This is a genomic window from Thiomicrorhabdus indica, from assembly GCF_004293625.1.
GTDB classification, from domain to species: Bacteria; Pseudomonadota; Gammaproteobacteria; order Thiomicrospirales; family Thiomicrospiraceae; genus Thiomicrorhabdus; species Thiomicrorhabdus indica.
This window is the reverse complement of the sequence record NZ_CP033040.1, coordinates 2,456,841-2,470,474: the sequence shown is the minus strand read 5'-3', so window position 1 is coordinate 2,470,474 and position 13,634 is coordinate 2,456,841. Positions and strand designations below refer to the sequence as shown.

The following is a 13,634-nucleotide window of genomic DNA, read 5'->3' as shown; positions in this document are numbered from 1 at the left end:
CGTTTTGTTCACATTTTTGTCTGCGTTGGTTGGCGGTGTTTCCTTGTGGCTTTCGGTTTTTTCAGCTGATTACTTTTGGGAGCCGTTTGGCAGTTTGGACAAAAATAACTGGCACGTTGATTCAAAATAATTCGTTGAATGGGCGTGCCGCATTGACGACACGGTTGATTTTCACGGTCATAGACTTGCAGCTCTTGCACAAAATACCCCGGTTTACCTTCAGGGCTCATAAAGTCTTTCAGTGTCGTCCCACCTTGTTCAATCGCTTTGGCTAAAACCGTTTTTATATTGCTCACTAGAAGATCACACTGTTTGCGACTGAGCATTTTAGCAGGGGTTTGAGGGTGTATGCCGCTCATAAAAAGTGATTCATTGGCATAAATATTCCCTGCACCCACACAGACAGCAGAGTTCATAACTAGGCTTTTAATTGCAACGGAACGTGTTTTGGCTTTTTGATAAAAGTACTCGCCATTGAATTCATCACTTAAAGGTTCAGGCGCGAGTTTGGCCAATAATTTATGCGCTTCAATCTCACCTTTGGCTAAAGGTTGCCAATGGACGCTACCGAATCGTCTTGGGTCATTTAGGCGTAAAATCTGATCATTTTCAAAGCAGATGTCGACATGATCGTGCTTTTTGATATCTGTACCGGCCGGTAAGGTTCTTAAGGTTCCAGACATTCCTAGATGAATCATTAAAGTGCCGATAGGGGTGCTGAGCAAAATGTATTTCCCTCGACGGTGAACGCGAGTTACTTTCTGTCCAATTAATTCGGTACGGATTTCGTTTGGAACCGGCCAGCGTAAATTGCCATTTCGAATCACAATTTTGGTAATGATCTGTTGTTCACTTGCAGGTTGAATTCCTCTGCAAGTGGTTTCGACTTCGGGCAATTCTGGCATGGTGTTTGTTTCCTAGTTTCTGAGGTAAAGCTTAATGAGAGCTTTGCACGAGATAATAAATAACCAAAATTGGCTAAAATCCTGCTGAACTTTGTTAAACAGCTTGAGAATAGCTAGCTATTCCCTGCACTTTTTGCCTAGATCAACAAAATTTTTTCTCAATTTATGCTTTATCTCTCACTCGTGCAAAGCCCTCTTAATTTTTACCGGCCGGTAACGTTTTCGAGCTATTTTAAACGAATTCATATCGCTCGCTAAAAATTGCATGAAAAATACCGTTACGATCTAAGCTCGTGCAAGGAAATACAGAAAATACCTGTGAAAGCTAGAGATTAGAAGTGTCATAAAGCATTCATATGGGTGTCTTTTTAAAAGATTAGTCTTCTGTACCAAGCATGTGTCAATTTAAAAAGTACGTTGGTTGTTGGCACATTAAAAAATGACTGAAAATTTTTACCGGCCGGTCGTTAAGTTAATTGAACACACAAAAATTAGATAAAAATTTCATACGCCTTTGCAAGCGAAGCAAAAAATAGAAATAGTGCTTTAGCAAACTTGAAAGGCGATTCACAAGGGAGGGAGACAAAATGAGCAGTTCTCCATTTTCAATTGAGCTCCATGGTTCTGACTATGTTATTTTTCATAAAGACCAAATTATTGCAGCTTTTTCAACCATTGATGCGGCGTTTGAAGCAAAATACGATTTTGAAACTCGACCTCAGGTTACCGCGGAAGAGAAAATGCCACCCTCTATTCGTTGGGCAAAAGAACACTTGTATGTTTCAGCGGTCTAAGGCCGGTTAAGCCGTATATTTGCCTTTGAAGCGTTCTATCTCTGCTTCAAGCAATATGAATTTGCTCTAACTGAGCTCTTTAAACACCGCTAGCCGATTCAGCTAGAACAAAAAACAGAAGCGGTAGATTTGAGTTGTGCTTTGGACTATTCCTATCGTATAGGTAAATTTTATGGATGAAAGTCTATGAATTTAGGTGTTTTTCAATTATGGTGGTTTATTTATTGCGTTAGATTTAAGACTAAAAACTTAGAATGTTCAAAAGCTTAACCTCCTCTTATTTTTTTCTGGCCTGTGTCTTTGTTGGCTTGTCATTCGGTGTAAATGCTCATCCATCTATCGCAACTTCTACGGATCCGACTCCTGCTTTTGATTCGCCTTATTCTTCAAATTTGACGACTGTTCGACTTCAGCTTAATTGGAAGCATCAATTTGAATTTGCCGGATTTTATGCGGCTTTAGAAAAAGGTTTTTATAAAGAGGCCGGCCTGGATGTCCGTATTCAGGAGTGGCGTCCGAATCTTGATGTCAGTCAGGCGATTCTTGAGAATCAAGCAGACATTGGCATCGGTTATTCTAATATTCTAATTGATTACGCCAAAGGCCAACCGCTTCAGCTGTTATTCCCTGTTTTTCAAGTTTCTCCAGCCGTGTTAATTAGCCATAAACCAATAGAGCGTTTAGAGCAATTGGATGGTATGCGTTTAACGCATGCGAATGGGGTTTATACGCTGGAAATGTTAAAAAAACGTGCACAGGTTGAAGCGGGAGCGAAGTTAAACTTTACGCAAGCCAGTGGAGATATTGAGGATTTTATCGATAAAAAAGTCGATTTATATACCGCCTATGCCATCAATGAACCGTTTGAGTTGCAACAAAGACAAGTTAAGTATTCAATCGTTGACCCTAAAACATTTGGGATTCAATCTTATGGAGATTATGTCTTCACCTCTAGGAAATTTGCATTTTCTAACCCAGAAGAGCTTGAAGCTTTTAAACGAGCCTCCATTAAAGGTTGGGAATATGCGTTACAACATACACCTGAAATTATCGACGTCATTCTGAATAATTATCCTATTCAAAAAAGCCCAGAAGCTTTGCAGGCAGAAGCTGAACAAATTGAGCGTTTTGTTCGACCGGCAGGCGCAAAAGTTGGCGATTTGGATATCAATAAACTTGAAGCATTTTTGAGAGATGCTAAAAATTTAGGTTATATCTCGGTTGAACAGTTTGAGAAGCTGAATTTGCAGCAAATGATATTTGATCCGAGATTGGCAGATTTTACAAAAGATGAGCAAAATTACTTGTCAAGGTTCAATTCTCTGTCCGTGTCATTCTCACCAAATGTCCAGCCTTATAGTTTTCTCGATGCTTCCGGTCAATGGCAAGGGGTTTGTCATGATTACTTAAAATCTATGACAGGTTATTTAGGTCTGAGGCTTGTAACCCATCAGAAAGATTGGAGCCATCTTCACCCTGAAATCCTTGAGGGAAATCTTGATCATCCGATTTCCTGTGTTATTGCTGACCGAAGCTTAAACCATCGTTTGTTGTTTACGGATCCGCTTATGACGATGCATTTGGCTTTGGCAACCGATAAAAATGTTGGGCCGGTGAAAAATTTTGACGATGTGATGGGGCTGACCTTGGCAACGGTTAGCAATCATGGATTGCATACCTTACTAAGACACTATTATCCGGAAATGGAGTTGCAGGTTTTTGAGACGATGGCCTTAGCCATTTCTGCCGTAAAAAGCAATCGGGCTGATGGAATTATTGCTGGCTTTTCGACTTTAAATGATGCCATTCAACGAAATGGGGTTCAAGGAATCCGAGTTGTCGGAAACTTGGATACCTCTTTACCTGTTTCCATCGGTGTTCCTCGTTCTCAACCGGTGTTGTATTCAGTCTTGCAAAAAGCGCTGGTTTTGATGCCTGAACTGGATAAAAAAGAAATTCAGCATCGCTGGTTGCAAGCGAAAGGCGTTAAGCAGGTCGGTGATAACCTGAATTCTGAATTTTTGCTACCTGCGATTGGATTAATTATTTTACTTATGCTAATCATTGTAGGATTTGTGTTCCAAAGAAGGATGCAAAAAAGATATTTAACGCAAGTTTATGAGTTATCAAATGCGGCGTTTATTGATTTGGAGTCACAAACCTTCATGTGGGTGTCTAATCGTTTCAGTCAATTATTGGGACGTTCCAAAGATGAAATTATTGGTTATGGTTGCACAAAGTTTTTTATTCCTTTACATGCTGAAATGCCGGAAGTGGTTTATGAACAGTTACGACAAGGTCAAGAATGGCAGGGTGAAATCATTGTTAAGCGCTCTGGCGGTGGCAAACTGTGGTTGAAAATTAAGTTGACTCCGGAAAGTGATTGGCTAGGTCGCAGAACCAAGGCGTTAATGACCTCTGTTGATATTAGTGATCAAAAACGTATTGAGGAGTTGCTGGTTCGAGATGAATTAACTTGGTTATACAACCGTCGTTTTTATAACGAGGTCATTGATCAGCATTTGGCTCAAACTATTCAAGCCGATAAAGGAGTGATGTTTGTCTTGGTTGATATCGACTTCTTTAAAAGGGTGAATGATGATTATGGTCATTTATATGGCGATAAAGCATTAGTTGGTGTAGCGAAAGTTCTTAAAACGATGTTTGATCGTTCAGAGGATTTAGTTTTTCGGATGGGTGGTGAAGAATTTTTGATTGTGGCAAGTTGTGATTCTGCAAAGGACTTAGAAGCCAACTTAGAGGATTTACGTCAAGCGGTTGCTGATTTGAAGATTGAAAATGCTCGTGGCATTGATGGCGTAGTAACGATTTCCATGGGAGCATGCTGTGTGCAGTCTTCGGAGTTACGCTCTTTGGACGCAGATGCTATTTTTAAAGAAGTCGATGAACTCTTATATCGAGCAAAAGACCATGGTCGAAATCGTGTTGAAGTTAAAAAGCGAGGCATCGAAGCCTTGTCACAAAGAAAAATTTTTAAAAATTGACTTAAATAATGAATAGGATAAATTGACCGGCCGGTTTAGTTTTAATTGTTTTTGTTGACTTAAAGGTTGCTTTTTATGTCAATTACTAATTGATTTTTGTCGTTTTGAATTTATGTTGTTTAATATCCTTATAGCCTGTTGTAGTCGTAGTTTTGAGTGTTGGAATACTTGTTACTGTCTTATGGGTTTCTGTATAGAATAAGCCTATGAGAGATATTTTCTACATTCGTTTCTGGTTTATGTTTTTGTTGGTCAGTTTGCTGAGCTTTCGAGCTTTTGCTAGTGTCGACTTGATTGAAAAGAATAGAGAGCCTCTAACGCCAGTCAGCGTTCAACTTAATTGGCATCATCAGTTTGAATTTGCTGGGTTTTATGCAGCGATTCAGCAGGGTTTCTATCGCGAGGCCGGTTTAGATGTGACCTTGAAAGATTGGCAGCCAGGAATTTCTTCTGTGGAAGAAGTCGTCAATAAGCGTGCTGATTTTGCGGTCGCTTATAGTAGCTCGGTTGCTGATTTTATTCATGGAAAACCGATTCGCCTAGTGTTTGCTAATTTTCAAACCTCTCCGATGGTCTTGCTCTCTAAAGAGCCGATTTATAATCTTGAACAGTTATCTGGCAAGACGGTTATGGATCATGGGAGTGTTGACGTTCTTGCCTTGATTAATCAAGCTAAGAAACTAGTCAATCAGCCGATTAAAACAGTGCCTTCTACAGGTAACCTTCAAGATTTTGTTGACGGCAATGTTGACCTTTTTTCTGCCTACCAAACCAATGAACCTTTTATATTGCGACAGTTAGGTGTTCCTTTTCATCTGCTTGATCCCAAAAGTTTTGGTGTTCAATCACTAGGGGATGTAATTGTTTCTCATCAAGAGACTGTTCAAATCAATCGGCAAATGGTGAAGGCTTTTAAAAAAGCCACCGCGAAAGGTTGGGAGTATGCGTTCCAATCGCCATCTTCTGTTGTGGATTTTATGGTCAAAAATTATTCGGTTAAAAAAAGTCGAGAAGCTTTATTTGGAGAAGCTTCTGAAACGGCCATGTTTGTGGTGCCAGATGTAGGGAAAGTTGGTGATATTTCGCCTCAAAAAGTGGCGGCAGCCGCTAAAAATGCTTATCAAGCAGGTTTAGTGACAGAATCTCAATATCAAAACTTCATTCCCGAAGCTTTTATTTTTCACCCTTCTACTCTGAATCTTACGTCAGAAGAAATTCAATATTTACACGAGAATCCTGAAATTCAAATCGGTAATGATTCTTTTTGGGAGCCTTTTGAGTTTGTAAATAGCAAGGGTGAATTTTCTGGCATGGCAGCCGACTATTTTTCTTTAATGGAGAAAAAGCTAGGTATTAGATTTAAGCATTATCATCAAAAGCCTTGGGAAGATGTGATGCAGGCCGCTCGAGATCGAGAAGCAAAAATTCTTTCTTGTGCTGTGGCGACTCCAGAACGAGAAATGTTTATGAATTTTACCAAGCCTTACCTTTCGTTTCCGCTAGTGCTAGTGGCAAAAAAAGATGTGAATTTTATCGAAAATTATGATGTCTTACATGGAAAAACGGTTGCTGTTCCAAGTGGGTACTGGTCAGAAGAGTGGCTACGGAATAATTATCCGCAAATCGATCTGATGCCGGTTGCTACGGAAAGAGATGGGTTAGAAGCTGTTCTAAAAGGCGATGCTTATGCCTTTTCGGGAAACCTAGCGTCAATTAACTTTGCCATTAAGCGATATGGTATTGATGGCTTACATATTGTGGGTGAAGGTGACGCACGTTTTGAGTTAGGTATTGGCGTTGATAATCAAGATCCTCTTTTGTTTTCTATTATGACAAAAGCGTTGGGCTCCATTACACCGGAAGAGCGTAATGCAATTTATAAAAAGTGGATTCAGTTAGAGTTGGTGCGTAAAACCGATCACTCAACCTTAGTGGCGGTTTCCCTCGGTTTTTTGGCTGTTTTATCTATTTTCGGCTGGCTTTTGTGGTTGTTACAACGCCAAAAAAGACAACAAGCGTTTTATATTAATCAGGTCAATGAACTGTCTATGGCGACCTACACCAATTTTCTAACCGGTAAGGTGGAGTGGGTGAGCGAGTCGTTTTTAAGGTTTACCGGATGTCAACGAGAGCAGCTTGTTGGGCAGTCGCATTTTGTTTTGCGCCATCCAGAGGTTGATGAACAAGAATATGAGCACTTATACCAAAGAGTAGTTAGAGGAGAGTCGGTCACTCACGAAGCACGAGCTAAAGGGTGCAATGGGGAAGATTACTGGGTGGAATTAACGGCTTCTCCAAAAATTGAAAAAGGAAAAGTTGTCGGTGCATGGGCTACAAGAGTCGATATTACGGATAAAAAACGTCTTGAAGAAGTGGCGACTCACGATGCTCTGACCGGCTTGTATAACCGACATCAATTTAATGAAATGTTTGATCCTTTGATACATCAGGCCAATCGTTTAAATCTAAAGTTATCGGTGCTGTTATTTGATATTGATTACTTTAAAGCCATTAATGACCGGTTTGGGCATCAGCAGGGAGATAAAGTTTTGGTAGAAGTGGCAAAAGCTACTCAGAAAAGTTTTGGTCGTGCCAGTGATTTCATTTTCCGAATTGGTGGAGAGGAGTTTATTGTTGTCACGGAGTTTAAGACCGCTTCTGTGTTTGAGAATCATTTGGAGAAATTCCAACAGGTGATCCGAGACTTGAACTTATCAAACCCAGGCTCTCAGCATAAAGTCGTTACAGTGTCGGTTGGCGCGTTATTTATCGAATCATTTAATCATCAGATCAATAGTAGTTGCTTATATTCACAGCTAGATCAATTAATGTATGCCGCAAAATCTTCAGGAAGAGATGAATTACGTTTAGAAGTGATTACAGATGAAAAGGCATGTCCTGAGTAGAATTGCTGTTTATTGTATCAAGCACTCTAGTCTGGCATTTTGAATAGACATAAAAAAACCCGGTCGCTTTTGGCTTCCGGGTTTTTAAGAAGATCAAGTAATGGAGATTACTTGATTTTCGCTTCTTTGAACAAGACGTGTTTACGAACCACTGGGTCGTATTTCTTGATCTCGAATTTTCCAGCCATGTTCTTCTTATTTTTATCAGTTGTATAATAATAAGCAGATTCAGTGGACTTTAGCTTGATCTTATCGCGCATGATAGTCTCCTTAGACTTTCTCACCACGTGAACGCATATCAGCGATCACAGCGTCAATACCGTTCTTGTCGATAATGCGCATACCAGCTGTTGATACACGAAGTTTTACGAAACGGTTCTCAGCTTCTGACCAAAAACGGTGCGAGTGCAAGTTTGGCAAAAAGCGACGACGAGTTTTACGGTGAGAGTGGGAAACATTGTTACCGACTACAGGACGTTTTCCTGTTACTTGGCATACTCTAGACATTTCACAATCCCTTCTAGTAGTTTGAATATCTCAAGATTTCTTGAGTAGCTAACTCATTGAATTCATTCGATATTCTTAAAATAAAAATATTCGAATATTTCTACAATTCAGCCTGTCAAAATTGGCAGTACGAATTAAGAAGGCGGAATTATCCAAGAAACCTAATCAAATTGCAAGTTTGCCTTGAACTTAATTTTCGTATATTTCAAATTTTTCATAAAGTTAGCGAAAAATTAACCTTAGCTGGCTGTTTTTTATTGTTTACTGGAGATAAGGTACATATTCGGGGAAATAGGTTCCTCCATTTTCAAACTTAAGGTTGTCCTTAATTAAGGTAATACCGTCTCCTGCCTTGTAATCGAAGCGAGTAGGATCTTCAATTTGAATTGAACGTTCTGAAATAACTTCGCCGAATTGGTAAGGTGTTTTATCTAATTTCACTTCAGCTATATCAGAGCTGCGATAGTGGAAGTAGCTGATGGGTGTTGAGGCAAATACATCTTTACCAAGGTTATAGCGTTGAGTGACCACTACTTGGCGATAACGTTGGGCATTTTGCAACGCTTCTTCTTGAGGAGGATATAGCAAAAACCCCTTAATTGTGCCATCCGAGTTCAAGTAAGCGCTTTTAGAAACATACTCTCTAAGAAGAGCTTGACGTAGTTTAGTGCTTGTTTCGTAGCTATCAGCAGAAGTGGTGTCAATTTTTTTCCAATTGTCTGAATAGCCATTTTCTATGGTGATTGTTTGTTGCAATCTTGACTCTATTGACTCTGGCATAACACCGTATAAATTGGCACTGATGCTGTAGTTAAGTAATAGCGCAAATTCACCGATTTGTGCATGGCGGTTTTTAGGTTCTGGAGTCGTTGAAACGGCGTTGCCGTTGACGAGTTTTGTTCCAAGATAGTCCATTTCTTGCCAACCAATATCCGAATTAAACGCACGAGGGAAAGACCAAGTGCTGTCAACGGTATTTCCAGTGCCGCTTGTAAAATTTGGGTCTTTGGTAGCGTAATGGTGGCCAGAATGGCATCCAATGCACTGAGTCAATTCTTGACGAGTCTGTGGTCGAAGTTCTCCTTTTGTGTCTTCTATGTAACCGGCCAGTATCCAACCAGAACCATTATCTACCCATCCTTGAGAGTCATTGCCATAAATGGTATCTCCCGTACCATCTCCTGGGCGAGCTTCCATCGGGTTAAAGTTTTCATCTTTGTACATATAACGAACTTCTTTAACTCGGTTTGCTCTCATGCCGGGAAATTTTCTATGAGAGCCGTCAACATCGGTATCGACATAATGCAGAGGATGTGCGAATTCAGTACCCTGAGGGTAGCTACCTGCAATTACTGTTTCGTTTTTTGCCATGCCATAGTAGGTTTGTGAGCTTTGGTCATTTAAACGATTCTGAATGGCATCCCTGAGAAGGTCTAGATTCATTTTGTAGGTCGTCAAGTCAAACTGATTGAGCTCGTTTTTCATATAGTTTTCAGGTAGACGAATATAAATTCCTGAGACAGATCCTGTCATTGGAGAAAATATTCCATAGGGCATAAAGTTAATGGCACGCCAGCCTGTGTTTCCGCCAAGTCCATCTTCAAAGAAAACTTCTTCGCTGTTGTTCGAGCGCACAAAACCATCGTTATCTGCTGGAAGGGCGCTTGGATTTAGGCCGGGCAGTAGACGAAATGCTTGGTCATAGCCGCTATCCCAGTCTTTGCTATCACCAAAACGTTGGTTATAAGCAGATTGCCAGTTGTCCTCTTGGATGTATTGAGTCATATTCCATGAGCTAGGTGTTTCACCTAAGGATTCTACGGCCGCTGCAAGTTTTTCTGGGTAGAGGGTGTTTTCCCAATAGTTAATAGCCGCAGAGGGTCCTTGTAAAGTGTACGGATCAAATCCATAGTCGATTTGAAAATTGACTAAAGGAATTGCGCCAGCTTGCGGATTATTGTTGCCAAGACCAAGTTTGTAAAGTCCATTTGTATGGCAGAAAAGGCAGGCATTTTGAGTACCTAGACTGGTTTCTGTATAGCATTGTGCAGGAATTTGAGGATAGGGGTTTTCTTCAAAAATAATCGGATTGATGTAAGTGCCAACTAAAGCGGATTGCGTTGGTGGCGTCTCTTCTTGATGGTTGGCTGGCTCTGAATCTGATTGACTTCCGCAACCAGATAATATCAGAAGAGTACTGATGCCTAAAGAAAATGAAAAAATTCTCATAATTGAGGTTCCTAATATTTGTCTTTGTTACACAAAAAGCCAGCAATAGCTGGCTTTTTAACTGTCATATCGTCTTTGGAAGACGAGATTTATGAGAGGTTTTCTAATTACTTGATTGCAGGCATCCCTTTGATGTAACCGAAGTTCGCATCAAATTTATTGATGTTTTGAGCATCAAGTTGTGCTTCAAGATCGGCATTCATTGTTGAGATGAAGTCGCCGTGGTGTTGAGAGTTAGACATGATGTAAGCGTGACCGTTCATATCATCAACGACTTGAAGACCTGTTGCTTCTGAACCGGAAACATTAGTTAGGATACGAGAAAGCTTCTTAGTATCGACGTTGTAAGCCCATACAAAGTTGTTGACGTGCGTTCCAGAATCTTCCCCGATAAATAGCGTGCGCATTTTGTCAGAGAAAGCGATGTTGTCCGTATTAGCGATACGATTTGGATCAGCAATGTTACCGAATTGATCAGCTGAGATATCGACACCCATTAGCATGTCTTCAACCATCATTGATGTGACAACATGTGGTGAGTCGATAGTGTTACCATCAGAATCTGTTTGACCGCCAGACATTGGAAGAGTGAAAGTGGCACCAGCGTTTACTTTTTCCATTTTTAGGTGTTCCATGCTCGCAGGAAGACCTTGATCAAGCATTCCTCTGTCTAGGTATGAAATTGCCATATATAGGTGGTTATCCGCAGAGTTGACCGCGATACCTTCCATTTTGTTGAATTCGACCGTTGCACCTTTAAGAGCGGCATAACGACGAGATTCTAGGAAAGCAGCCGCTTTTTCCATTCCTGGTTTAACCGCAAGACACTCATCAAATGTAGAACCTGCTTGAATGTGCGTTGTGCCGGCAGGGCAAGACTCTGTCGTTTCATCAAATGCTTCGTTGACAAAAATATCGTCAAACGTGGTTGTGTCGGCAAGCGTTTTAACCTCTGCATCCGTCGCACTTCCAAGCTTGATCCATTCGAAGTTGCCTGAATAGCTGCCTGTTTGAGTCACTTTACCAGCGTATAGAGAACCGGATGAAAGGTCACCGGCCTTGTCGGCAACATACATGAATAGTGCCACGTTGGTACCGTCATCGCCGTAATAAACTGTGCGACTATCAGGCATGACTTTACCAGCTTCCCAAGTACCACGACCCATTGAGTAGTGCTTCACCACTTCATTTGAACCATCTTCATTAACCGTTACTTCTGGGAAATAACCATAGTGGTATGGGTTTGCTGTACGAGTGTTATTGAAATACATCGTTGACATTGCGTTAATGGCTGCTGTTGTACGACTATAGCTTCCATTCAGAGGGTTGTACTGCATGTCATAATCTTCTTCAGAACCAAGGTGAGTGTTCCAAGGTGTTTGCGAGCCAAAACAAGGAATCCAAAGTCCGTCAACGCCTGAAAAATCAATTGGTTTTTGATCGACTGCATCTAAATCACCATCGTCATCTTGAGAGATTTCAGTTTGAATCATTCCCATTGGAGCACGTGATCCAGCACGTGATCCATCCGCATATAACCAATCATATTCAAGGTGAGAAACCATGAAAATTTTGTCACCAACTTTTAGCAAACTATTTGAGTCTGGCGTTTCGGCAATTAATGGTGCACCGTTTGGATCCATTAGTGGAGAACCGTTTATGTCATAAAGCTGACCTGCTGGGTGAGGGTTCGTACCAACGGTATCTAATGTTCCAAAAAGTTTTTCATAAGTTAGAGGGAATTCTTCAGTTGATCCATCTGTGTAAGTCACAATCGCTGAAGACTCTGTATAGGTTTGAGCCATTTTTTCAGCTGTCGCAGGCGCTTCAGTATTCGTGAACTCGATCGACTTGAATGTTTTAGTATCATCGCTATCACTCAGGCAGCCACTCAGAACAAGTGCGCTGGAAGTCATAACCGAAGCTAGTGCTAAAGTTAATTTATTAAGTTTCATTGTTTTCCCCATTGAGATGTTGAATTAGAAATCGGGGAAATCTTAGAGGTCTTTTGTTACAGAAATATGGCCGGTGGTTTACAGCTATTCGAAAGTTTTATGACTTAAGTTGAAGTACGTAATTCAAGTGATGTGAATTAGGGCATTTTGCCAAGTTTTGCAAGAGAACTCCACCGGCCGGTATCACCTAAGACAATATGGTCAAGTGTTCGAATATCGAATAAGTCTAAGGCGTTATGGATTTGCTTTGTCAGGTGAATGTCTGCCTCGCTTGGCGAGGGATCGCCACTTGGGTGATTGTGCGCTAATATAACTGCGGCGGCATGAGTGTTTAAAGCAGCTTCGGCGATTTCTCTGGGGTGGACGCTAGCTTGATTAATTGTGCCTTCAAAAAGCGTTTGGTACTCAATTAGCTCATGTTGTTGATTTAAAAATAACACGCCAAAGCGTTCGCGATGATGGTGGCCGATTTGATGTTCTAAAAAACGTGCGACTAATTCGGGAGAGGTAAAAGCATCCAGCTGTTGCAACCCCGATTCAAAATGGCGACGAGACATTTCGAGCACTGCGCTGAGTTGTGCAAATTTCGCACTGCCCAAACCTTTGGCTTTACAAAAGGTTGTTTGATTGGCTGTTAATAAATTATGCAAAGAGCCAAAATGATCAAGTAAATCCTGTGCAAGCTCGACAGCACTTTTGCCTTGTACGCCGACCCTCAAAAATATCGCAAGTAACTCGGCATCGGTTAGACTATTGGCTCCAAACTTTAGGAGTTTCTCGCGAGGACGGTCATTCTCGTGCCAATCCAATATCGACATTGTCGTCTCCTAAATTGAAATATAATCAAAATGTTAATTAAAAGTGTGAGGTTTTGCAATGTTTTCCATTGATTTGAAAGTGCGTGATTATGAGTGTGATTTGCAAGGGGTCGTTAATAATGCCATTTATCAGCATTATATGGAGCATGCACGTCATGAATTTTTGCACTCAATCAATGTAAATTTTGCTGAATTGGCGGCACAGGAAATCAACTTAATGGTTTTGAAAGCAGAACTGGAATACAAAGCCCCATTGAAACCGGGAGATGATTTCTATATTACGGTTGAGATAGTACGTGAGTCACGTATCAAATATGCATTTGTGCAAAATTTGCATCGCAAAACGGATGATCAATTAATGGTGAAATCGAAATTCATTGGTGTCGCTGTGAATGCCAAAGGACGACCTATGGCATTTGAACCATTTGATGAGTTATTGAGTTAAATATTCTTTAAAAGTTCTTTTTCGTATTGGACGTTTGTGAAAATCGTCTTTTGTCCTCTATTTTTGTGGG

Annotated in this window: 10 protein-coding genes; 4 read left to right on the top strand and 6 right to left on the bottom strand. The window is 40.7% G+C overall.

Translation table 11 applies throughout. From position 1 onward, the window contains the following. Positions 1 to 8 precede the first annotated feature (8 nt). The gene (mutM, locus tag D9T12_RS10815) at positions 9 to 905 is read right to left on the bottom strand and encodes a bifunctional DNA-formamidopyrimidine glycosylase/DNA-(apurinic or apyrimidinic site) lyase (protein ID WP_130538185.1); all 897 of its coding nucleotides are present in this window, start codon (positions 903 to 905) and stop codon (positions 9 to 11) included. Between the two features lie 587 nt (positions 906 to 1,492). Here mutM and D9T12_RS10810 point away from each other — a divergent pair. From D9T12_RS10810 to D9T12_RS10800, 3 genes are all read left to right on the top strand, one after another. Then, positions 1,493 to 1,699: a hypothetical protein gene (locus D9T12_RS10810; protein WP_130538184.1), complete on the top strand. Its 207-nt coding sequence runs from the start codon at positions 1,493 to 1,495 to the stop codon at positions 1,697 to 1,699. Between the two features lie 254 nt (positions 1,700 to 1,953). Beyond that, positions 1,954 to 4,704, top strand: a complete 2,751-nt coding sequence (locus tag D9T12_RS10805; protein ID WP_130538183.1) for a diguanylate cyclase — start codon at positions 1,954 to 1,956, stop codon at positions 4,702 to 4,704. A 206-nt stretch (positions 4,705 to 4,910) separates the two neighbouring features. Continuing rightward, positions 4,911 to 7,610, top strand: coding sequence for a diguanylate cyclase (locus D9T12_RS10800; RefSeq protein WP_130538182.1), 2,700 nt, complete (start codon positions 4,911 to 4,913; stop codon positions 7,608 to 7,610). A 107-nt stretch (positions 7,611 to 7,717) separates the two neighbouring features. On the opposite strand, the gene rpmG is transcribed toward D9T12_RS10800, so the two are convergent. From rpmG to radC, 5 genes are all read right to left on the bottom strand, one after another. Next, a complete protein-coding gene (gene rpmG, locus D9T12_RS10795) occupies positions 7,718 to 7,870 on the bottom strand; it encodes a 50S ribosomal protein L33 (RefSeq protein ID WP_130538181.1) in 153 nt (50 codons plus the stop codon). Positions 7,871 to 7,880: 10 nt separating this feature from the next. Beyond that, on the bottom strand, positions 7,881 to 8,117 hold the full coding sequence (gene rpmB / locus D9T12_RS10790; protein ID WP_130538180.1) for a 50S ribosomal protein L28: 237 nt from the start codon (positions 8,115 to 8,117) through the stop codon (positions 7,881 to 7,883). A 261-nt stretch (positions 8,118 to 8,378) separates the two neighbouring features. Beyond that, the gene (locus D9T12_RS10785; RefSeq protein ID WP_130538179.1) at positions 8,379 to 10,346 is read right to left on the bottom strand and encodes a hypothetical protein; all 1,968 of its coding nucleotides are present in this window, start codon (positions 10,344 to 10,346) and stop codon (positions 8,379 to 8,381) included. A 107-nt stretch (positions 10,347 to 10,453) separates the two neighbouring features. Then, positions 10,454 to 12,301 carry a PhoX family protein gene (locus tag D9T12_RS10780; RefSeq protein ID WP_165395099.1) on the bottom strand — a complete coding sequence of 616 codons (1,848 nt, stop codon included), beginning with the start codon at positions 12,299 to 12,301 and terminating at the stop codon, positions 10,454 to 10,456. Between the two features lie 137 nt (positions 12,302 to 12,438). Continuing rightward, positions 12,439 to 13,119, bottom strand: coding sequence for a RadC family protein (gene radC, locus D9T12_RS10775; protein ID WP_130538177.1), 681 nt, complete (start codon positions 13,117 to 13,119; stop codon positions 12,439 to 12,441). A gap of 58 nt (positions 13,120 to 13,177) precedes the next feature. Here radC and D9T12_RS10770 point away from each other — a divergent pair, with 58 nt between their 5' ends. Next, entirely contained in the window at positions 13,178 to 13,564 is a 387-nt protein-coding gene (locus D9T12_RS10770; RefSeq protein WP_130538176.1) for an acyl-CoA thioesterase, read from the top strand. Positions 13,565 to 13,634 lie beyond the last annotated feature (70 nt).